Source organism: Mycobacteroides franklinii (assembly GCF_001853795.1).
Taxonomy (GTDB): Bacteria; Actinomycetota; Actinomycetes; order Mycobacteriales; family Mycobacteriaceae; genus Mycobacterium; species Mycobacterium franklinii.
In genome coordinates this window covers 918804-940146 of record NZ_MLIK01000004.1, presented here as the reverse complement: position 1 = coordinate 940146, position 21343 = coordinate 918804, and the positions used below count along the sequence as shown (strand labels likewise).

Sequence of the window (21343 nt, the reverse complement as noted above, 5' to 3'; positions counted from 1 at the left end):
GCCGATGACTGAGCCACAAGAAAAGGCGGCGCACAACAGGATTGGGCGCAACAAAGCGGCCAGCACCCTCAAGGTATTCTATCTGTACTCGGCGACTCTGCTGTTTCTGTTCACGTGCTTTCTGCTGGCGACACTGCCGCCGAACGTGCTGATCGATGGCGAACGAACCGTACCGATGCGCAACCTCCTGCAGAGCGTCGCCGCACAGAACTTCGGTTTTTTCACGCGCTCAGCACAGCTTGAGCAGCTTGACGTGTACCGCGTGTCTGGCGACACCGCCACATCACTGCTCATCACCCCACAATCCAGACAATCCAACATGTATGGGCTCAGTCGCCGCCAGCGCGCACAAGGGCCAGAGATCGCGACCATCGTCAATTCGATTACCCCGGACCGTTGGACCCCATGTGACAGCGGCGGAAAAGACTGCATCCTGCAAGTTCTACACACCTCGCCATTGTTGCGAAAAAACAATAGCCCTATACCTACTATGTGCGGCGACCTGGTATTCACCACGGAAAAGACCGTCAAATGGTCCTTTCGAGATCTCGTGCCCACCACGTATCACGTAACCCGTACGATCCATGTCACCGCAGAATGCAAGGCCACATAGATGACCGCGGCCACATTCCACCACCGGCTTCTGTTCACGATCGCACGATTCGAGTTCCGTACCAGGCTGTTCGCCGCCGGGCACGCACTCATCGCGATCGCGCTGCTTTCCGAGTTGCTGTTCGCGCCTTTGGCGGCGCTCTTTCACCCGGTCGGAGCGACCACCGGGCCTCGCTGCGAAGCAATACGTGCGATCAGCATCTTCTGTATTTCGGGCCCCGACAACCACCTCGAATTCAAACGAATTGTCATCGTGGCGATTCTGATCGTCGCCGCCATCGGATACCGACCACGCTATTGCGCCGCTCCGTATCTGTGGGCGGTATTCTCCATGGCGGACTCCTTTGAGTTGCCCGACGGCGGCGATGCGATCGCCCTCATATCCGTCATCATATTGTTCCCCGTCCTGCTGGTGGACGGCCGGACATGGATGTGGTCGCGTCATCGAGGCCACATCCGACTGGAAAACAAGGCGCTGTGCTACGTCGCCATGTGGGCACTGCGGCTGCAATTCGCTTACATTTACCTCGATAGCGCCATTGCCAAGATGGGCGTCAAAGAGTGGGCCGACGGAACCGCGATGTACTACATATTCCGCGACAAAATGTTTGGCGCCCAAGGAATTCTGCAGGGCTTCTGGCTCTGGGTGTCTCAAAATCCCATCGGCACCCTCTCCATAACCTGGGGGACGATCCTATTAGAAATACTGATCGCCCTGTTCACGCTGCTGGGACCGCTATGGAGAAAACTGGCCCTCTACATGACCGCGTTCCTGCACATCGCCATTTTCTTTTCGACCGGATTATTCAGCTTCTCCGCTGTCATGATCGGCGTAGCGCTCGTGATCGCCGGCCAGTCTTCCTCGCAGCCTGCGCACCGTCCGCGCTCACAAAGCACCTGGATCCGCCGGGAATCAGCGTCTACCGCGCCGGCCGATGCCCCGCCCTCGGCCGCCCTATCCACCCCCTAAACAGGAGCCTCACCGATGTCGAACGATGATCAGCAAGCATCCAGATCTAACGAAAGCATCCCGGCATTGCCGGTCTCCAAATGGCTCCAATTCGGATTCCTTATCCCCGTCGCCCTGATCTTGGTCGGTGCCACCGTGTATGGCTACGCCAAGTCTCAAACCAACAGTCTTCAACCGAATTTCGCCTTCGGCTTCCGATCCGCCGACGCCCTGCGAAGCGTCGAAGCATGGAACGCCGCGCAACGCACAGGATTCACCTGGATGCTTTTCGGCGGGGTCACGATCCTCATATTGTGCGCCATCGCCCTATCGCTAGGTCTCTGGAAAAACCTGAACACCATGCCCCTGATCTGGATCGTTCTTGCCGGCGCCGCCGCATACAGCGTAGTACTGTTCCTTGCCAGCGCCCACGCCGATCAATCAGCCCGTGCTGCGACGACAACAGCTGCCGCGCAACAATTTTCGGTGCAAGATGCCGATAATTCAACGACGGCTAGTATGGCGGGCCGCTTCCTGGACGAGTTGGACTCGCGAGCTTAGGCCGAGCTTCGTGTACACGTGGGTGAGGTGAGTTTGTACGGTGCGCGGTGAGACGAAGAGCCGCGCGGCGATGTCCTTGTTGCTCATTCCCTCGCTCACCAGGCGAGTGACGGAGTGTTCGGTGGGCGTGAGCGAGTCCCAGCCGCTGGAGGGCCGCTTGCGGTGACCGCGGCCACGGTGCGCGTACGCGATCGCCTCCTTGGCGGACAGCTGCGTTCCCTCGGCCCAGCAGGTTTCAAAATCGTTGTCATCCATTGCGTTACGCAGCTCACGCACCCAGGCTCGGTGGTCTGCGTCCCACACTTTGAACCGCACCGTGCCCATGTGTTGGCGGATGCCTTCCGCCGCGCCGAACAGCCGGGCCGCTTCGCGAAGGCTGCCGGCGTCCGTGGCTAGGACGGCCAGACACTCCAAGATGTCGGGCACACCGAGATACGCATGGACGGCGGTGGCGGCCGCGAGTGCGTCGTGCCCATCGCGCTCGGCCCGCTCGGGGTCACCCTCTGCGATCGCGACCAGGGCGCGGGCGGTCAGCGCCAGCATCAGCCGGAAGCCGGCCGCCGCCGCGACCGCATCATCTGCCTGCCGGCGCGCTGCGGCCAGGTCGCCGGCCGCCAGTGCGGCCTGCGCACCGGTCGTGCCCCCCAATGCCGCGTTCACGGGCGAGACGCCCAGGTGCTCGTGGGCCGCCTCAGTAGCGGTCCGCGCTGTTGCGGTATCGCCGGCGGCCAGGGCCGCAGTGGCCAACGAAACGTAGGCGTATCCGGGTTTGAATCCACCCAACCCGGCACTTGCCGTGACGGCCATGTCCGCGTAGGTCCGGGCTGCATCGGTGTCACCGCGCCAGCTGAATGCGATGCCAAGGAACGCCAGGGTGTCCACCCGCACGAACTCGTCGTGGGCTGCCTCGGCTTCGGCCGCGACACCGCGAAACTCTGCGATGGCTTCGGCCAGATCACCGTGATTGAGCTGTGCTATTCCGAGGATGGTGCGGCATCGGCGCGAGGTGAATCGGTCGCCGATCGCATCGGCGAGGTCCCGCCCCTCTTCGGCGGGTGCCTGTGCCGCGCTCGGATCTCCCGCCATTGCTGCTCCCGCCGCGATCGAGGCGAGGATTTGGCTCAGCGTCCGCCGGTCGCCGGAGGTCCGGGCGGGACCGATCGCCTCGGCGAAGTACGTTTCGGCCGGGCCGTCTTTGTAGGCCGCGATGTAGCCGCAGGCGGCGAGTACGCGGGCCAACAAGGCGGGGTCGTCGACAGCGCGCGCAATCGTCAGGGCACGTCGAGCTCGATTCAAGGTGTCGGGCTCTCCCAACCAGGTGGCGAGAAAAGCGCTGTCCGCCAGCGCTCGTGCCTGCACGGCTGCTGTCACTTCGGCGTGCGGCGCGCTGTCGTCACCGAGAGCCGCGTCGAACCAGGCGAGCCCCTCCCGCACCCGACCGCGCGCTTGCCATAACGGTTGTAATGCCGAGCTGAGCCCCAATGCGAACTCGGCATCTCCCTTCTCGAGGCCCCATCGGAACGCCGCGCGCAGATTGTCGATCTCGATGTCGCACTGTGCGAGACGGGCCTCGTGATCGCTACCCTCCAACGCGTCGAGCAGAGTGGCCACCGCGGTGTAGTGGTCCCGGTGGCGCGAACGCACCGTCTCCGCCTCTCCGGATTCACCGAGCTTCTCCAGAGCGTATTGCCGCACTGTCTCTGGCAGTCGGTATCGTGTTGTCCCCGTGGCATTTTCGGCGACAACGAGGGACTTGTCGACGAGCAGGGTGAGCAGGTCGAGAACCTGGTAGCGCTCTATCTCGCCGCCGCCGTTGACGGCGTAGGCGGCCGTGAGCTCGAACCCTCCCAAAAAGGGAGCCAGGCGGTAGAACACGACGCGTTCCAGCTCGCTCAGCAACCCGTACGACCAATCCACCGAGGCGCGCAAGGTCTGCTGGCGGCGTACGGCGGTGCGCGCACCACCGGTCAACAGCCGAAAACGGTCATGCAGCCCGTCGAGGATCTCGGCCGGTGACAACGCGCGCACCCGTGCGGCGGCCAGCTCGATCGCCAGCGGAATCCCGTCTAGACGGCGGCAGATCTCAGCCACGCTCGTGGTGTTGTCATCGGTCAAGGCAAAGCCGTTTTGGGCCAGCCGGGCGCGGTCGACAAACAAGTCGATCGCCTCGTCGGTCAGTGAGAGCGAGGGCACCCGCCGCGTCGCTTCGCCTGTGACACCGATGGGTTCGCGACTGGTGACCAGCAGTGTCAGCTGGGGCGCCGCAGCGAGTACAGCCACAATCAGCTCGGCGCTCGCGTCGAGCAGATGCTCGCAGTTGTCGAGCACGACCAGCAGCCGGCGGTCGCGAACGAACTCCAACAGCGTATCCATCGTCGAACGACCGGGCTGATCAGGTAGGCGCATCGCGCGGGCCGTGGTGACCGCCACCAGTGCGGGGTCCGTGACCGGTGCCAGATCCACATACCACACCCCGTCACGGAACTTCGGTGCGATACGAGCCGAGATCTCAATGGCCAGACGGGTTTTGCCAGCACCGCCGGCACCGGTCAGGGTCACCAGCCGATTGTCGGCCAGTAGCTGTTCCACGTCGCGCAACTCGGTTGCGCGTCCGACGAAACTCGTCAGCTGGGGTGGAAGATTATGGGAGACAATCACATTAGATGTGCGCAACGGTGGGAAATCATTGGACAGATCCGGGTGGCACAGCTGCACCACCCGTTCGGCACGAGGTAGATCACGCAGCTGATGAGTCCCCAGGTCCAGCAGCCAGGCGTTCGTCGGCAGCCAGTCGACCACGATGTCTTCGGTCGCTCCCGACAGCACGGTTTGGCCACCATGACCCAGGTCTCGCAGCCGCGCGGTTCGGTTGATGGTCGGGCCCGCGTAGTTGCCCTCGTCGCGCAGCTGCACCTCGCCGGTGTGTACGCCGATCCGAAGCCTGATCGGCAGCAGGGGTGCCAGCTGCAACTGCAAGGCACAGGCCACCGCGTCCGACGCACGGGCGAACGCGGCGACAAAACTGTCGCCCTCGCCCTGTTCGACGGGGCGGACGCCGTGGTGGGCGGCAATGAGGTCGGAGGCGATGTGGTTGAGACGCGCGATCGCCACCGCCATCGCTTCGGGATCCGTTTCCCACTGCCGCGTCGAGCCCTCGACGTCGGCCAATAGCAGCGTCACCGTGCCCGTCGGCAAAAGCCCACTCACGCCCAACTCGCTCCAGTCCACCAATAGTGGCGCATTCACGTGCGAATCGATCTGGCTCATGCTAACCAGCATCCGTCTGCGGCGGAGCGCAATACATCGGCGAAAACGCGCAGATTGTCGTCGCTCTGTGCGTGTTATCCGCGCCCACCGCGTAGGCATATGCACATACGGACTCTCTTCCTGTGCGTCTCCTCAAGCGTGCTGCCAGGTTTCTGGGAATCCGATGTGGATGATGGACTGCGCCACAACACAATATCTAATATTTAGTTGTGCTCAGTAGTGATACCGGGCATGCCGTGCGCGACGCATCGGATAGTCACCCAATACCCAAATGCAGCGGTCGGGAGCGTCGACATCGCGACGCCGGTCATAGTTGAGGAGGTCGACATGACGACTCTCAGTTCCCCGCCTGTTGGCAACGACATGATGCATCCGGTCGGGTTTCCGGGCCAGCACCAGGGGAAGCCGCCATCGCGTTGGCGCAGAGTGTTTCCCGGTGAACGGCGGCGCAAGGCCGCTATCGCCGGTGGATTGGCCGGACTGCTCGTGGCGGGTCTGCTGGGCGCCTCGTACGAGACCTCGCCCGGCGGCACCCTGTGGGGCGTCGAGAAGTCGGTGTTTCCTGGGCATGCGCAAGAGGTTGCCCTGGACGCCGTGGTCAATGATCTGAAACAGGCGCAGGACGTCCTCGACACTGGACAGCAGCCGACGGCGGATCAGCTGACCGACGCACGCACTCAGCTCAACCAGGCGAAGCAGGACCTGGACTATCTATCGGACTCGCCGCAACGCGACAGCTTGCAAAACCTCTATCTGCAACTGACACAACAACTTCTGCAATACACACCGGACTCGGTCCAGCAACTACCGCCACTGCCCGGCCTTCCCGACACGCCGCCGGCGCCCGACCCCGTCGCCCTGGCGAGTGCATCGGCCCCCACGTGGGGATATGACGACTCCGGTGATGCCGAAAGTGTTGCGGGCGTGGTGCCCGACGACGTCGTTCCGCCGCCGCCCGACGTTCCCGTCGACCCCGAAGCCGGCTGGCCACAACCGTATGACCCTCCGCTTACGCCGAACCTGGAAGACCTCGGTTACTACGACTCCTCCTGGGGACAGCTCTATGGTTACGACCCCGGCAACTGGTACAACTTCGATCTCGGCGGCTTCAATATCTATGGTTTCGACTTCCTCGGCTATGACCGCTGGGGCTATGACCGGTGGGGTTACGACCGCTGGGGTTACGACCATTGGGGCTACAACTGGGGCGGCCGCAATTGGGCTGGCTACGACCGCGACGGCTGGGATCGTGACGGCCGCAACGAATGGGGTCAGCGCCGAGGCTGGCCGGGCGACCCACGCAATCAAGATTGGTACAACGACCATCATCGGTACGAGCAGTACTACCAGTGGAAGTTCCAGAACGACGATCCGGTGTACCACCGCACCCAGTGGAACCAGGCGCACGGAGTCAACCCAGACCAGTACCGAGACTGGAACATGAACCGGGATTGGCACAATCCGCGCAACCGCGACTGGGCGCCCTCGGCCACCACGGTGAACAACACCACAGTGATCAATGATGTTAATGCGAGGAATTCCGCCCCGGTAGTGAATCCGAAAACATCGCTGGCACAGTTCATCTCCAACGACAAGGCCGCGAGCACCTCCGGGCCACTGATGAAAGACCTCGCCAGCAAGTCCACTCGGAACTTCACCAAGGAACTGACGGCCCAGACCACCACTCCTATCAAGGCGCTGACCCCGACGCGTGGGCAGCAACCGGCTGTGCTTACGAACCGCCAAAACGACTTTGCACCACCGGCTTTGGTGGCAACAGCACCTGCTGAGCCTCCATCCAAGGTGTCACCGAGTTTCACCGTGCCCAAAGTCGCGCCTGCGCCCACGGTCGACAAACCCGGACAAAAGTCGGGGTTGGTGCCGCGCAACGTCAGGCCGGGAGTAAACCTGAACCCATCCCCGGGCAAGGAGGTGATCCCACCCGGTTCCTTGGCGCCGGAGGACAAACCGCGGCCAGTCGCTCCGCCTAATTCCGTGGTAGATCCTCCGGCTCGGCAGGATGCGCCGCCCGGGCGTGCCGTGGCGGCACCACCTGCGCAGGATGCTCAGCCTCCTCAAGTTCCAGCGCGCGAGGCACCGGCACCGCAGGCGCCGGCTCAGCAGACACCGCCGGTACACGAGGCTCCGCAACAACGGCCCGCTCCGGAACCTCAGGTTCGAGCGCGCGAGGCACCGGCACCGCAGGCGCCGGCTCAGCAGACGCCGCCGGTACACGAGGCTCCGCAACAACGGGCCGCTCCGGCACCACGACCTGCACCTGAACCGCGACCTGCACCGGCACCACGGCCCGCTCCTGAACCGCGGCCGGCTCCGGCGCCACGACCTGCACCTGAACCGCGACCTGCGCCGGCACCACGGCCTGCTCCCGAGCCGCGGCCGGCTCCGGCGCCACGGCCCGCTCCGGCTCCAAACCTCTCGGCTCCGGGCGGCGGAAACAGTCGCTGGCCTTAAGCGTCCGCGCGGCAAGTCCTCCTGCCTGAGTGCGATGCTTTCCCATCTGAGATCGGGGGAGGGGCGATGAGAACTGCGATGATCAAAGGTGCTGAATAGATCTGTGAGGCCTGGCTAATCGATTGATTCCTCGGCCGCGGCCCTCTTGGAGACCTCGATGTGGTAACCGTGGAGCACGGTGATGATCATCGAAATCGACACCACGCCTTCGGCAATGAAAAACGCCGCGAAATCGATCAGCGAGCCGATCGGTGGATCGCCGGGCACCGCATTGCGCAGTGGGATGAGCGCGAAGAGCAATGTACCGAGGAAACCAAGCCCGGACCAGAACAACCCGAGCTTGCCGCTGCCGACGTACCAGGCGGCGATGAGGGCCGCGACAGTCAGGCACCACATGAACGCCATGATGAAGACCGCGAACACGAGGGTGCTCGTCGAGCGCGCAACCGTGGCGGTAGAGACGAACACGGATTGGGGCGGGGTGATGGTCTTGGTCTCGCCATTTTGATGATGAACCTGAATCGATTCTTCTTGCTTCGGGGCTACCTTGAAGAAGGCGTCGATGTTGTTGAACACGACCCGGACGGGAACCTCGCGCCGAGTGGGGCCGTCACCGATGTGTACACGGAAGACGAAGTTCGACGTGTAACTGTCAAAGGGATAGTCGGTGAACATGCCGTCGCGCAAGGCGAATTGGACCGACACATACTCCGGACGTTCGTTCGCCTTGGCCACAACTGTCGGGTTCGTGACAGCGTTGCTGACTAAGGTTGCGTCTTCCTTCAGGTTGTGGTGCTCGTCCACCAATGCCCCCTCGCCGCGCACCTCCAGCTGCGCGCTGATCCGTGCTGTGGCCGGATCCACCTTCTGGATCAGCACGGAGATGTTGACGCGGTCCGGATTGCTTGTCTCTCCAAGAACAGTCGCGCGGTCGCCCCGGTCACGTTCCCACCAATACAACGAAACGCTCATGCACGTAACTACCACCACGAGTATCCCCAAACCAACCAGTCTGGGCACGCTCGGCAGGCGCAACGAACCGATCGTAGGCGTCGACATATGGCACCTTTCCGCAGGTATCTCATCCGTTGATGGCACGGGCGTCGCCTAGGAAGCCCCGCCGGAGCTACTTCGACAGCGTTGTCGGCTGTGCTCCGAAATCGGCTGCGACGAAGAGTGTGCAGCTCACCGCCCGATGTTAGCGCCAGATCCGACATCCCCTGCGCCGCACGCCGTCCGGGGATGTCGGATCACGCCGTACTGTGTCGGACCCGGAGAAGCACTGCGCCTTCGGGACTTGATCAGGCGCAGTGCGTGTCCGCTACTAACGTTGGTGCGCTATAGGCAACGCCACGGATGGAGCAGGTCGCGGACCGGGCCACCACAGGGGCCCCAGCCGCCGTCACGCCATCCCGGTCCACGCCAACCGGGGCCGCCCCAGCCGCCACCGCGACCGCCCCAGCCGCCGCCATGGCCGCCCCAGCCGCCGTGACCCCAGCGGGTGGGTACGGCAGTGAACCCGTCAGAGACCGGCACCCTGTCGTTGCCTAGGGCAGTGACAGCAGTTGCACTGGAAATGGATTGTGTTTCTTGATTATTGGTCGCCGCGGAGGCGACTCCGGGAAATGCCAGTGTGCCGGCACAAGCGGCGGCCACGGCCGCCAACATAACTCGACCGCGCACTGATTGTGGCTTCGTCATCGACGGTCCTCTCTCAGTAAGTTTTACTACCTAAAGATATGACCGGAATGATGGGGTTTCCTGGGTGATTCCCTGCGCGGTAGCTGTGAATGCCGATGCCGCAAGGGATTTAGCGGGTACTGCGAGTTTCCAGCTCGGAGCATCGAGAGGGTGAGCTAGCGCGATGCGCGAGCACTCGAAGCTGGGAAAAATTCAGGAAACTACTGGCGGGGACTGTGGTCAACGGTGCTGTGAGTGTGGATCTAGCTCACCCTCTCGATGCGGTGATTGGTGCCCGTCTGCCCCGTAATGGGCCGGCGCGGCATCTATAACAGTGGCACTATGCAATAGTTGTACTATGCCATTCTGGTTATGGAGCTGCTTCTGGACTTACGGTGCACGATGCGCGGACGTGAGCCATGCGGGTAACTGGGCACGACCATCGGAACCAATCGTGACATTGCGGTACTCGAACCCGTCGGGGAGGATGCGTGGCACATTGACCCAGGCGCGCGCTCGTCGCACCTCGTCGACGACGAGATGTGCCCCGATGATCTCGCGGAGTTCCTCTTCGGTGAAGGCGCGCGGTCCGAAACCGATTTCCGGAGGAAACGCTTCAGTTGCGAAGACGAGCGCAAAGAATTTTCCTCCCGGTGCCAGTGCACGTGTCGCAGTTCGAATATAACCATCGCGCGACTCTCGCGGCAGACTGTGAAAAACAAGCCCGTCGATGACGGTATTGAAATAGTTGGAGTATCCGGTATCGGCGGTGAGATCGGCCGTCGCGAATTCAATCTCTAATTCGAGTTTTTCCGCAGTTTTTTTCGCTTTGTCGATTGCGCTGGCGGATAGATCGAGACCCACCACCTCATAGCCCAAACTTGCCAGGGCCAATGCGGTGACCCCCACGCCGCAGCCGGAATCAAGGATCGGCCCGTCGAACCTTCCTTGACGTTGTAGAGCTGCAAATTCTGGCTGCATCTCCCCGATGTTCCAGCCCGGGTCCCCGGGGGCATACGAAGCCTCACCGCGGTACAACTCGTCCCAATCCACTGCGTTTACGTTGAAAGTTGGCATAAAACGAAGTCTAGGTAGTCCATCTAGTGCCGGGCAATGGAGATGCTTTTAATCGGCGCAATTTTAATGCGTTTCTCAGGCGGCTATCTGTATCACCTTGAGGAGATCTGAAGAGAAGCTGGTAGTACGCTGAATTTACGTCACGAATTCGCATACATTCAGAGGTTACGGCGCATGAGTTATTAAGGATTTTCTTTTACGTAACGACATCGGAACAGTCGATATCGCGGATCCGGTACGAATGAGTTCGTTGCGCGACGGGGTGCACCTGGCATGAGGATTTCGGTCCATTTTCGGCCGCGGTCCACGGGGCGCGGGCCGACCCAGCGCTTCGGTCGGCACGGGGAGGGCGAGCGGCTCGCGCGAGCATTCCTTCGATTTGCGAAGAAGATAGTCATGGATCATAAGGTCCGTTGCTAACGGTTCTCTTCGTCGGCACGTAACTCCGCCTGCGTTCCACGGTGACTGTGCAGGCCGTGGTCGCTACCTGCGCGGCGCGCGCAAATCATAGCGCTATGCAACAGTTGCTAGGAGGTAGGGTAATGCCCGCTGTGGTCGCCGTAGATTCGGAAGGGAAGTCAGTGTGACCGTTGACGACGTCGATCGTGACGAATCGCTTGATGCGCTCGCGGATTCACTGCTGGTGGCTTCGCGGTTGCTCTTGGCGGTCTCCGCGAGGTCGATCGCCCAGGTTGACGAGACCATCACGTTTCCTCAGTTCCGCACGTTGGTGATCTTGTTCAACGAGGGGCCCGTCAACTTGGCAACGCTGGCGCAGTTACTGGGAGTACAACCGTCGACCACTGGGCGGATGGTGGATCGATTGGTGGGCGCGGGCTTGATCAATCGTCATCCACATCCGCGGTCACGCCGGGAATTGGTTGCCGAACTGACCGCTCATGGTGAGGGCGTGGTTCGGGAGGTCATGGCGCAGCGCCGCGCCGAGATCGCCCGGATCGCTGCTCGGATGCCGGCACGGGAACGTCGTGGCCTGGTACGCGCCTTGGACGCGTTCACCACGGCCGGCGGCGAGTCCGCCGGGCCCGCAGACCTGTAGGAACCCGATGCGTCATTACTTTGGACAGCTGTCGTTGATTCACGGCTGGATGCCGATCATCGTCCAGCTCGGCACGGCAGCGGTGCTGTTCTACGCGGTGTGTGGGCCGCGCCGGCGGATTCTCATCCTTCCTGGACTTGCCCTCGGTGCGGTACTGACATGCGCGGCGTATTGGTATCTGGACTCGCTCGGCGTCGCGGGCGATCCGGCACCGCCCTGGTTGTGGCTGTGGATCGCGGGTATCGGGCTGGCCGCCGGGCTGACGTTGGTGGACTGGCCTAGCGCTCGGTGGTGGCGGCGAGTGTTGAACGTCGTCGCGGTGCCACTGTGTGTGGTGTGTGCCGGACTGTCCATGAATGCGTGGATTGGGTACCTGCCCACGGTGCATTCGGCCTGGGCGCGGCTCACGCAGGCTCCGGTACCGGGGCAGGTCGATCGCGGCACCATCTTGGCCATGCAGATCGCCGGTGTGCAGCCGCCCGCGGGTGTCATTACGCCGGTGGCGATTCCGGCCGATGCGTCCGGTTTCCGGCACCGGACCGAACTGGTGTATCTGCCGCCCGCATGGTTTGGCCGCAACCCCGCACCGCGACTTCCCGCCGTGTTGATGATCGGATCGGCACTGAATACCCCGGCGGACTGGGTGTGGGCCGGTCATGCCGCCCAGGCCGCCGATGACTTCGCCGCACAGCACGATGGGTTCGCGCCGGTGCTGGTATTCGCCGATGCCACAGGGGCTTTCAATAATGACACCGAATGCGTCAACGGTAAACGTGGGAATGCCGCCGATCATCTCGTCAAAGATGTTGTGCCCTACATGGTGTCCAACTTCCGGGTGAGCGATGACCGGAGCCACTGGGGTGTCGCGGGCTGGTCGATGGGAGGTACCTGCGCCCTGGACTTGACGGTCATGCATCCGGAGACCTTCAGCGCCTTCGTCGACATCGCCGGAGATGCCAGCCCCAATACCGGCGATCGCACACACACGATTGCCACCTTGTTCGGTGGTGACGCCGACGCGTGGTCGCGATTTGATCCGGCGACGGTGATCAGCCACCACGGGCAGTACGGCTCGGTCGCCGGATGGTTCGACATCCCCGGCGGTAGGGGGCACCGGCTGCTGACGGCCGCCGGGATCGGGTCGGTGAGCGACAGTCCGCACGACGGTCTTGCGAACCCCGAAGGGCAGGATGTCGCGGCCAATTCGCTCTGTGGGCTAGCCAGCGCACACGGTATTCGCTGCGCGGTCTCGTCGCAGCCCGGGCGACATGACTGGCCGTTCGCCGCACAGGCCTTCGATGCCGCATTGCCCTGGTTGGCAGGCCGTCTTGGTGTGCCCCAGACGCCACGGATTCCATTGCCCGGCTTGACGCCGGAGCTGAGCACGCCCGCAGCGACCGCCGTCCGGGCAGCGGGTAGGTAGTGCCCGATCACCCAAACGGGCAGGTACCGGTGGGCCGCTCTGGAGCGGCAAAGCTGTCGAGACGATAGCCGTGATAGAAGTTGGCCAGGCGCTCGTTGCGTCGCGTCAACGAGCGGGCAAGTTTGTCGAACCTGCGCTGCGCGGTGCGTGACCCGTCGAGTCCCGAGCGGGCCTCGGCGAGGCGAATATTGTTGTACAGCATGGGTTCTACGAGTAGTCGTTCCGGCGCGACGCGCCATACCAACTGCAGTAGCCGCGTATACAACGCGAACTCCAGCTGGTGCCGGGGCTTGAGCTCGAACCCGATCATCTCGCGTATCTCCGGGTGCATCGCCTTGGCCGAGCAGACCTGAATCACCCGGCCGGCGATCGGGCGAATCGCCAGCCAAAGGGGCAACAGGGCCGGGCGAACCGCGGCGGGCAGTAGCAGTGTGGGCAGTGGCAGCCGCATCAAACCGGCGAACTGGTCACGTAGAAAACCATTGGACTGCAACCTGTTTTCCACCATGTCGTCGTAGTAGTCGACGAATGCGGAATATGTTGGCGGGAATTTACCTTTGGCGCTAGGCAATTCGAGGTCCCTGAGCAGGTACCGCTGATACTGATATGCGGCCTCCTTCTCGATCGGGGTCAAGGTGTATCCCGTGCAGTGCGGAAAGGACTCCATAGTGGCGTTGACGGCGCTGGCGGCGATCCATATCCAGAGCTCGGGATCCAATGCGCTGTAACGAATTCCCTCATACTCGCCGACTCCGGTACCTCGCACCGCGCGGTGTTGCTCTTTGAGCCACCGCGCGGTGTCGGCTCGTTGCTCTCGGTCGCCGGCGAAGACCGATATCGCGCTTAGCGCGCTTCGGATGCCGCGGTCGGTGAAGTTCTCCCGAAACCGCCCCGACCGGTCCACGGAAGCGGCCACCGGCACCAAGGCCACCTCGTCGAACAACACCCCGCCGAAGACGCCGACGAGGGGGCTGCCCAGGTGCTTGCGGAACTCGGCCATGACGCGCGGGCGGGCCCCGTCTACGCGTAGGAGGGCAAGGCCGTCCTCCGGGGGATCTGTATCCAATTCACCGTCGTGTTCGGCGTCGAGCGGCAGTACATGCGTCATTGCATCCTCCGTCAATGTTAGGAACTGAGTTTGAATCTAACATTGCAACATCGGGTTGGGAAGTACCGCTGCGTGAGAGACTGAGCTGTGTCTGCAGATCCGGATCCGACCGGCGAGCGCATCCTGGATGCGGCGCTGCAGACCATGCTCAGCTTCGGTATTCGTCGCGCGACGGTCGACGAGATCGCGCGGCGCGCGGGTGTGTCGCATATGACGGTGTATCGCCGCTGGTCCAACAAGACGGAACTTGTCCTCGCGGTCCTCATGCGTGAGGCGCAGACGATGTTCTCTGCCATCGACCGGGAAATCTCCGCGCTAGACAGCCCCGAGGACAAGCTCGTGGCGGGCTTCACCGGGATCTATTGGTACGTGCACACCCATCCCCTGATGCAGCGCGCGGTGGAGACGGATCCAGAGTCGGTGCTACCGATCATGACGACCGGAGCGGGCCCAGCCTTGGATATGGCGACAACGTACCTGGCGGGTCACGTGAGTCGCAGCGCCGGTGATCTTGTTGATGATTCGTACGGGGTTGCCGAAGTGTTTGTGCGCCTGACACATTCGCTGATCCTTGCGCCTAGCCCGCGGCGAGAGCTCGCCACCAGGGAAGACGCCGAGCAGTACGCTCGCCAGTACATCTTGCCCATCGCGCGGGCACTGGTCCCGGAGCCCAGCACGGCGGTCCATTAGCGGCACGCGGGTCCACTATGCGTGCTTTTGGCCGGTGGGGGACCAGGCCAAGTAATCTTGTGCATTGACCATGGTCGGGGAGATGCGACTAGACATTGGGGGTAGTGGATGGATCCGGATATCGGAGCGGGCTCGCCGGCGTCCGAGGACTCGTCTGATGCCGCGGATACCGCGCCGCTACCAGTTCTCAACGCGCTTCCCGGCATGTTGTCCGACCCTGGCCCGTTCGCTCCGTCGGAGCAGGACTTCGGCCAGCCTCCGTTCCTCGAGCAGCAGGTAACTCCCGATCCATACGCGGGCAGCCACGGGGCACCGCCGTCCGCGCCGTACATGCAGTGGCCCAGCCACGATCTTTTCGGCGATACCGCGCCCGCGAGCGCCGCGCCGATCTCGCAGCCGGTGAAGTCGCCGCCCACGGTCGACTTCTCATCGTGGGAAGACAAGCCCGAAAGAAGCAAGCGGCCCTTGATGATTGGCGGTGCTGTACTTGCCGCGGTGGTGGTTGTCGGCGGCGTTGTCGCAGTCTTTGCGAGCCGGGGCGGCGATGACACTCCCGCGGAGCCCACAGCGGCCCCGCCGACGACCACGGTGTCCAGTAGGGACGCCGATGCGGAGACCCGCTTGCTTTCCATGCTCCCGACGGGATACACGGCCGCCGCGTGCAAGGCCGTTGAACCCGCCAATGAGGCAGTCGCGCAAATAAAATGCGGACGAAGTGAAGACCCGGACGGGCCCCTAGAGGCGAGCTACTCACTGGTCAAAGACAAGTCCGCGCTCGCCGCCGGATTGAGCCGCCTGACGAAACGTAATGCGGTGGTGGTGTGCCCCGGCCGGATCCAGTCGCCGGGACCATGGCGTCGCAACGCCACGCCCGATCAGGTCAGCGGCACGGTGTTCTGTGGCTCCAACCAGGGCCACCCGGTGGTCGCGTGGACCGACGAGGACCGACTTCTACTCAGCGAGACGCGCTCGGGTGCCAGTGGTCCGACTCTGGACCAGCTGTACGCCTGGTGGTCGTCGCACTCATAACAAAAACCGCCGGCCGCACGAGGCGGCCGGCGGTCATTGCCGAAAAACGACTGTCTAGCCCTCGGTGGGAACAGGAGTTCCCTGGCTGCCTGCTGCGCGCTGTCCGTGCGGGGTGCTGTCGGATGCGGGCACGGCGGGCACGCCCGGTACAGCCGCCACCGGCGGAGTGACGGTCTGCGGGGCGGCACCCTCGACAGCGGGAACTCCCGGCGCCGGCGATGCGGGAGCCGGGGAGGCGGGAGCCGGCGTTGCGGGGGCAGGCGAAGCGGGCACCGCGGTGTTGTTCAGCGGCGTACCCTCGGCGCCCGGTACCGGGGTGGCCGGTGTCGGGGTCGCGGTCACCGGTGCCACCGTCGGGGTCGAGGTCGTCGCGGGCTGCTGCTCGTCCACCGGGGTGCCCTGGCTGCCGGCGGGCAGCGGGGTGCCCTGGCTGCCGGCGGGAACGGCGGCCGGAGTCGGGGTGGGTGCGGTGCTGGTGGCCGGCGCGGGGTTGGTGCCGTGCGACTGGCCGGAACCACCTGAACGCTGCGCGGGGGCGGCGGGCGGAGCGGCCTTCCAGGTGAGCAGGTCCTCGTCGCCGGAGGTGTAGGTCACCGTCTCCGGGTTGGCGCCGGTCACGTCGAAGTAGATCTTGCCGGTGGTCTTCTCACCTTGTGAGAGGGTGCCCGGGTTGACGCCCTGCTCGGTGGCCACGCCGTACAGCACGCGGTAGGTCTCGCCGTCCTTGGCCTTGGCGTTGAAGTTGGCGACGATCGGGATGACGCTGCCCTGAACCGCTTCGTCGGTGGCGGTGGCTTCCCACAGCGTGCCCTTGGGCTGGTACGGCAACTGGTCCGCGCTGACCTTGAGGTCACTGATGGTCCACGCCTGCACGACATCGCCATTGGTCAGGCGACCCTGCTGGCCGAGCGTGGTGTCGGCGCCGGCGGTGGGCATGAGGGCCAGTCCCGCGGCTGCCGCGGCGGCCACCACCGCGGCGGTGATAGGCACATTGATCTTCACGATGTGGTTCTCCTTGACGTCCGAATTGCTCCCCCCAGCGGGGACGGTCTGTCGGTAAAAATAACAGGTCTGGGTGCACCATCGTCGCCCGAAGTACACGATTGCCATACGGTTAAGACCATGACGGTTGATTCCACCGGTCACCAGGGGGCCGCGCCGGAGCCAGACGATTGGCCGCCCGACGCACGCATGTTCACCATCCGTGCTGCGGCGGACGATGCGGCGTCTAGCTTGGCTGCCGAACTGCCCATTACCGCAACAGAACTCGGCATGTTGGACGGTGATGCCAACCATCCGGTGCAATTCTGCAGCGTGCTGTTGGAACCTCCGGTCAAACACCGATTCGACGCCGCTGATGCCGCCCGATATGAACGTGAGTACTGCGATCGGGACGACGACGGTGAGTTTTTCATGGTGCATGTCGCGCTGCTGGGTCCCCGGCGCCCCGGGGTGTCCCTTGCGCCCGGTGCCCGTGACGTCCTCGTCGACGTCGCCTATGTCGTCGATCTGTCGCTCGAAGAGGACGGAGTGCTCAACCCGGCCAAGGTCGACTGGGCGGGCGGGGCGATCGTCGATGTTGCGGGGCAGGCCGCTGTCGAGCAAGCAGCCCCGGGGCCGGTGGATCAGCCGGCAGTTGCAGCGCCCGCGCCTCCCGCCGTCGTGTCTGCGGCAGCACCGGAGCCAGGGAGCCCGGGCAGCTCGGAGTGGATCCGTGAGCAGGTCGATGTGCGCATCGCGGTGCTGAGCCGACTCGCGGGAGAAGTGGCGATCTCAGAGGTACCCGTACCGACCGAGCTGGCCAAGGGCGAGCGGCACTCCAACACGGCGCCGCAGTACGTGCTCGACGGAGCCCAGTTCTGGTACCACACACGTGACCCGAAAACAGGTTTCGTATGGAAGACCACGACCAACCCGAACGAGCTGATCTATTGGTGCATCGACGACGTGGCCAGGGGATTGGCGTGGCGGTGGACGCAGCAGGCGGCCACCTACAAGACGATGCCGCCGGCCACGGCGCAGCGCACGCTGTGGGCGCCGTACTGGCAGCTGCTGATGAATGCGCTCGACACCAAATGGGGTGCCATCACAGGCCGTAACATCCGCGGGCTGCTGTGAGCGATCACCAGCGGTAGTCGAGAAACTTCCCGTCGAAGGTCAGGACCACCCGGTCGCCGTCGGGGTCCGGGCGGCGCGTGACGTCGATCTTGAAGTTGATCGCGCTCATGATGCCGTCGCCGAACTCCTCATGGATGGCTTCCTTGATCGCGGGCCCGTAGACGCTCAATGCCTCGTAAAGCCGGTAGATCGTCGGGTCGGAGGGTGCGCCGCCGTCGAGTGTGCCGCGGTACGGCTGCGCGCGCAGTGTGCTGGTCACTTGCGGCCCCAGATCGAGAAGCTCGGCCACCTTTGCGGCTTTGGCCTCGGGCACCGGATGCTGGCCCAACAGTGCGGCGATGGTCCAAATCAGCGGTGAATCAATCGCTTCCGCGATTTCCTGCCACGTCAGGTTCTTCTCGACGCGGCGCGCGGTGATCAGTTCGGCGGCTTCTTCCTTGGTCATGTCGTCAGACAAACAGACGCCTACCTTGGCCGCAAATCAAGCGCTAATTAGCGCTGCCACAAGCCCTTCTGTGCATCGCGCTGGTAATAGTTCATCGAGTTCTCACCACTGGCTGTCCAGAGCATGGCCACGGTGACGAGGACTATCGCGATGAGTACGCCTGAGTCTGTCCACATGATGACCTCCTTGGTATATCGATCGGTCTACAAGCATTGCAGCATGTAGACCGATCGGTGTACAGGGATATGTGTCGGACGTCACAAACGGCGTAGGCCGTTACTCCGTGTCCAGTGCTCCGGCGGCCAGTGCGGCGCTGTTTACCCTGGTCAACACCTTGTGGAGGTTCTCGAGTTCGGCGAGGCTCACGCCCAGGCGTTCCACCACCGCGGCGGGGACCTTGAGCGCCTTTCGGCGCAGTGCGGCGCCCTGTTTGGTCAGGGTGACATGCGTGGTGCGCTCGTCGGCGGTACTGCGTGGGCGAGTGATGAGCCCCAGCATCTCGAGTCGCTTGAGCATGGGCGAGATGGTTGCCGAATCGGTTTGCAGCAGCGCGGCTATTTGCTTGACGGACAAGGCTTCTCGGCATTCCTCGCTACCGCTCTTGGCGTGATCCCAGAGTGCGAGCATCACGAGATACTGCGGGTGGGTGATCCCGAGGGGTGCGAGCAGCGGTCGGTACACCGCCAGTACCGCGCGATTGGTCACGGCCAACGCGAAGCACACCTGCCGTTCCAGGGCCAACGGGTCCACCTCGGGCGAGACTGCGGTCATTCTCACTGTCCTTGCTATTAGTTAGTGCACTAATTATTAGTCTACAATCTAGTTATGGCCGCCGACCGTCCGAATCCGTTCCAGTACATCGCCTACTGCTACGGGCGGCGTCTTCCTGATTCGATGAAGGACTGGGTCGCCAAGGATTTGGCGGGCAAGGGGGCTGTGCGGCGGCACATCTTGCGCTGCGCGATTCCGCCTCTGTTCATCCTCGCGCCGTTCTGGCTACTGCCGGCCTCGCTCTATGTGCACATGGAAATGACCGTGCCCATCTACGTGTGGGTGCTGATCATGGCGCATGCCCTCAACAAGGTGTGGCGGCGTCACCGGCTCGTGCAACATGATCTGGATCCCGGCCTGGTGGATGTGCTCAAGCGCCAGAAGGACGCGTGGATCCACGAGGATTACGCACGGAGGTTCGGGCCGCGCAGCGGTGACGGCCATTCCAGTAGTGGCCCCATCTAAAGGCGCGGCACTTCGAACATGCTGGTGCGCTGAGTAATTGCTCTGGTGATCAAAAGTCGCCGAGTACCGCCGCCTCGGAGTTCATCCGGGCGGTGAGAGTCGGCAACGCCGGGTTATTAGTCCCAGTGCTTCCAGTGGCCCTTACCGCGCCAGCCGTTGTTGCCATGCCAGCCGCGGTCCCAGCCGGAGTCGGCGCACACGGTAACTCGGGGGTAGGTATCTACCGAGCCGCAAATGTCGGGATCGGCCTTTGCCGGGGTTGCGGAGGCGATACCGCCCATGTACAAGCCACTAGCAACGACTCCAATCGTCAGCCCAAATCGACTGGCCGAGGGCAGGATTCGTTTCATGACTCACAGCGTACTCCCAGGTGAATTTAGTTCGCAAGGGTAAGGACAATCAGAACCACGTTCAGTGCCGAAATCAGCGCGGCGATGATCCAGCCCAGCAACGCCGTTATCCGATGGTTGACGTCAGTACCCATCAGTTGACGGTCGCTGGTCAATCGGATCAGCGGTACGAGGGCGAACGGGATGCCGAAGGAGAGCACCACCTGCGACATCACGAGTGCCCAGGTGGGGTCGATGCCGGCCGCGAGGATTGCCAGCGCGGGCAGCAGTGTGATCAGCCGTCGCGTGATGATCGGGACGGACCGGCGCAGCAGCCCCTGCATGATCATCGCGCCGGCATAGGCGCCAACCGACGAGGATGCGAGTCCGGATGCCAGCAGTCCGATCGCGAACAACAGTGCCACGGTGGGCCCGAGGCTGTCGCGGACCGCGGCGTGTGCGCCCTCGATGGTGTCGACGCCGTCGCGCCCCCGCAGATTTGTGGCGGCCACCAGCAGCATTGCCATGTTGACGGCTCCGGCGAACACCATCGCCAGGCTCACGTCCCAGCGGGTGATACGCAGCAGCTTGCGGCGTGGTTCGCCCTCTTCGGGTCGCCCGTGCCGGTCCAGGGCCAGGCCCGAGTGCAGATATACCGCGTGCGGCATGACGGTCGCGCCCAGCATTGCCGTCGCCAATAACAGGCTCTCGGCGCCCTGGAAGCGTGGGATGAGGCCGCCGACGGTCTCGGCCAGCGGCGGAGGTTCCACCACGACACTGGCCAGGAAGCCGATCGCGATGATGGCCAGCAGGCCGGAGATCACATACTCGAAGGAGCGCTGGCCACGGCGATCCTGCACGGTCAGCAGCACCATCGAGACGATTCCGGTGATGACACCGCCGAGGAGCAGCGGCAAGTTGAACAGCAGGTTCAGTGCGATGGCGCCGCCGACGACTTCAGCCAGATCCGTTGCAATAGCCACCAATTCGGCCTGTAGCCAAAATGCCAGCCGGGCCGGGCGTGACATCCGATCGCCGATCGCCTCTGGTAGCGATTGCCCCGTGACGAGGCCCAATTTCGCCGAGAGGTACTGCACGAGTCCGGCCATCGCGTTGGCGGTGATGATGACCCACACCAGCAGGAAGCCGTACTTGGCGCCGGCGCTGACGTTCGAGGCGACGTTTCCGGGGTCGACATAGGCGATGGCTGCGACGAAGGCGGGCCCGAGGAGATAGAGCCCGCGTGATGATCGCGTCTGCTTCTGCCGCTCCAGCACGCAGACCTCCTAT

At 63.5% G+C, this 21343-nt stretch carries 21 protein-coding genes; 10 read left to right on the top strand and 11 right to left on the bottom strand.

The features are described 5' to 3' along the window. The first annotated feature begins 4 nt into the window (after nucleotides 1–4). The 3 genes from BKG76_RS05120 to BKG76_RS05110 are packed head-to-tail and all read left to right on the top strand — an operon-like array spanning nucleotide 5 to nucleotide 2122. Nucleotides 5–613 carry an SdpA family antimicrobial peptide system protein gene (locus BKG76_RS05120; protein WP_070936490.1) on the top strand — a complete coding sequence of 203 codons (609 nt, stop codon included), beginning with the start codon at nucleotides 5–7 and terminating at the stop codon, nucleotides 611–613. Further along, nucleotides 614–1582 (top strand): sporulation-delaying protein SdpB family protein, encoded by a 969-nt coding sequence (locus BKG76_RS05115; protein ID WP_070936489.1) that lies wholly within the window; start codon nucleotides 614–616, stop codon nucleotides 1580–1582. 15 nt (nucleotides 1583–1597) lie between these two features. Beyond that, nucleotides 1598–2122 (top strand): SdpI family protein, encoded by a 525-nt coding sequence (locus BKG76_RS05110; protein ID WP_070936488.1) that lies wholly within the window; start codon nucleotides 1598–1600, stop codon nucleotides 2120–2122. On the opposite strand, the gene BKG76_RS05105 is transcribed toward BKG76_RS05110, so the two are convergent. Then, nucleotides 2066–5401 carry a helix-turn-helix transcriptional regulator gene (locus BKG76_RS05105; RefSeq protein ID WP_070936487.1) on the bottom strand — a complete coding sequence of 1112 codons (3336 nt, stop codon included), beginning with the start codon at nucleotides 5399–5401 and terminating at the stop codon, nucleotides 2066–2068. The two genes, BKG76_RS05110 and BKG76_RS05105, sit on opposite strands and share 57 nt — an antisense overlap. 315 nt (nucleotides 5402–5716) lie before the next feature. Between BKG76_RS05105 and BKG76_RS05100 the strand changes: the two genes are divergently transcribed. Next, nucleotides 5717–7861: a hypothetical protein gene (locus BKG76_RS05100; RefSeq protein WP_131815790.1), complete on the top strand. Its 2145-nt coding sequence runs from the start codon at nucleotides 5717–5719 to the stop codon at nucleotides 7859–7861. A gap of 114 nt (nucleotides 7862–7975) precedes the next feature. On the opposite strand, the gene BKG76_RS05095 is transcribed toward BKG76_RS05100, so the two are convergent. The 3 genes from BKG76_RS05095 to BKG76_RS05090 form a co-directional block, all read right to left on the bottom strand. Next, entirely contained in the window at nucleotides 7976–8833 is an 858-nt protein-coding gene (locus BKG76_RS05095) for a DUF4436 family protein (protein WP_070936486.1), read from the bottom strand. Nucleotides 8834–9199: 366 nt separating this feature from the next. Next, on the bottom strand, nucleotides 9200–9562 hold the full coding sequence (locus BKG76_RS24755; protein ID WP_131815789.1) for a hypothetical protein: 363 nt from the start codon (nucleotides 9560–9562) through the stop codon (nucleotides 9200–9202). Nucleotides 9563–9931: 369 nt separating this feature from the next. Continuing rightward, nucleotides 9932–10618, bottom strand: coding sequence for a class I SAM-dependent methyltransferase (locus BKG76_RS05090; RefSeq protein ID WP_070936485.1), 687 nt, complete (start codon nucleotides 10616–10618; stop codon nucleotides 9932–9934). A 583-nt stretch (nucleotides 10619–11201) separates the two neighbouring features. Between BKG76_RS05090 and BKG76_RS05085 the strand changes: the two genes are divergently transcribed. Beyond that, nucleotides 11202–11675 carry a MarR family winged helix-turn-helix transcriptional regulator gene (locus tag BKG76_RS05085; protein WP_070936484.1) on the top strand — a complete coding sequence of 158 codons (474 nt, stop codon included), beginning with the start codon at nucleotides 11202–11204 and terminating at the stop codon, nucleotides 11673–11675. 7 nt (nucleotides 11676–11682) lie between these two features. Continuing rightward, entirely contained in the window at nucleotides 11683–13098 is a 1416-nt protein-coding gene (locus BKG76_RS05080; RefSeq protein ID WP_070936483.1) for an alpha/beta hydrolase, read from the top strand. A 7-nt stretch (nucleotides 13099–13105) separates the two neighbouring features. Here BKG76_RS05080 and BKG76_RS05075 read toward each other — a convergent pair whose 3' ends face one another. Continuing rightward, entirely contained in the window at nucleotides 13106–14206 is a 1101-nt protein-coding gene (locus BKG76_RS05075) for an oxygenase MpaB family protein (RefSeq protein ID WP_070936482.1), read from the bottom strand. Between the two features lie 87 nt (nucleotides 14207–14293). Here BKG76_RS05075 and BKG76_RS05070 point away from each other — a divergent pair, with 87 nt between their 5' ends. Further along, nucleotides 14294–14896: a TetR/AcrR family transcriptional regulator gene (locus tag BKG76_RS05070; protein ID WP_070936481.1), complete on the top strand. Its 603-nt coding sequence runs from the start codon at nucleotides 14294–14296 to the stop codon at nucleotides 14894–14896. 108 nt (nucleotides 14897–15004) lie between these two features. Continuing rightward, a complete protein-coding gene (locus BKG76_RS05065) occupies nucleotides 15005–15925 on the top strand; it encodes a hypothetical protein (protein WP_070936480.1) in 921 nt (306 codons plus the stop codon). Between the two features lie 54 nt (nucleotides 15926–15979). Here the strand turns inward: BKG76_RS05065 and BKG76_RS05060 are convergent, their stop codons facing one another. After that, nucleotides 15980–16927: an MPT63 family protein gene (locus tag BKG76_RS05060; RefSeq protein WP_070936883.1), complete on the bottom strand. Its 948-nt coding sequence runs from the start codon at nucleotides 16925–16927 to the stop codon at nucleotides 15980–15982. A gap of 120 nt (nucleotides 16928–17047) precedes the next feature. Between BKG76_RS05060 and BKG76_RS05055 the strand changes: the two genes are divergently transcribed. Continuing rightward, nucleotides 17048–18043, top strand: coding sequence for an immunity 63 family protein (locus BKG76_RS05055; RefSeq protein WP_070936479.1), 996 nt, complete (start codon nucleotides 17048–17050; stop codon nucleotides 18041–18043). 4 nt (nucleotides 18044–18047) lie between these two features. Here BKG76_RS05055 and cynS read toward each other — a convergent pair whose 3' ends face one another. From cynS to BKG76_RS05045, 3 genes are all read right to left on the bottom strand, one after another. Next, on the bottom strand, nucleotides 18048–18488 hold the full coding sequence (gene cynS, locus BKG76_RS05050; protein ID WP_070936478.1) for a cyanase: 441 nt from the start codon (nucleotides 18486–18488) through the stop codon (nucleotides 18048–18050). Nucleotides 18489–18535: 47 nt separating this feature from the next. Further along, the gene (locus tag BKG76_RS25400) at nucleotides 18536–18664 is read right to left on the bottom strand and encodes a hypothetical protein (protein WP_269085930.1); all 129 of its coding nucleotides are present in this window, start codon (nucleotides 18662–18664) and stop codon (nucleotides 18536–18538) included. Between the two features lie 100 nt (nucleotides 18665–18764). Beyond that, on the bottom strand, nucleotides 18765–19259 hold the full coding sequence (locus BKG76_RS05045) for a MarR family winged helix-turn-helix transcriptional regulator (protein ID WP_070936477.1): 495 nt from the start codon (nucleotides 19257–19259) through the stop codon (nucleotides 18765–18767). A gap of 54 nt (nucleotides 19260–19313) precedes the next feature. On the opposite strand from BKG76_RS05045, the gene BKG76_RS05040 reads away from it, so the two are divergent. Further along, nucleotides 19314–19724, top strand: a complete 411-nt coding sequence (locus BKG76_RS05040; protein WP_070936476.1) for a DUF5313 domain-containing protein — start codon at nucleotides 19314–19316, stop codon at nucleotides 19722–19724. Nucleotides 19725–19840: 116 nt separating this feature from the next. On the opposite strand, the gene BKG76_RS25000 is transcribed toward BKG76_RS05040, so the two are convergent. Both BKG76_RS25000 and BKG76_RS05035 read right to left on the bottom strand, forming a co-directional pair. Further along, the gene (locus tag BKG76_RS25000) at nucleotides 19841–20074 is read right to left on the bottom strand and encodes a hypothetical protein (RefSeq protein WP_131815788.1); all 234 of its coding nucleotides are present in this window, start codon (nucleotides 20072–20074) and stop codon (nucleotides 19841–19843) included. Nucleotides 20075–20100: 26 nt separating this feature from the next. Further along, nucleotides 20101–21330 carry an Nramp family divalent metal transporter gene (locus tag BKG76_RS05035; protein WP_070936475.1) on the bottom strand — a complete coding sequence of 410 codons (1230 nt, stop codon included), beginning with the start codon at nucleotides 21328–21330 and terminating at the stop codon, nucleotides 20101–20103. Nucleotides 21331–21343: the final 13 nt, after the last annotated feature.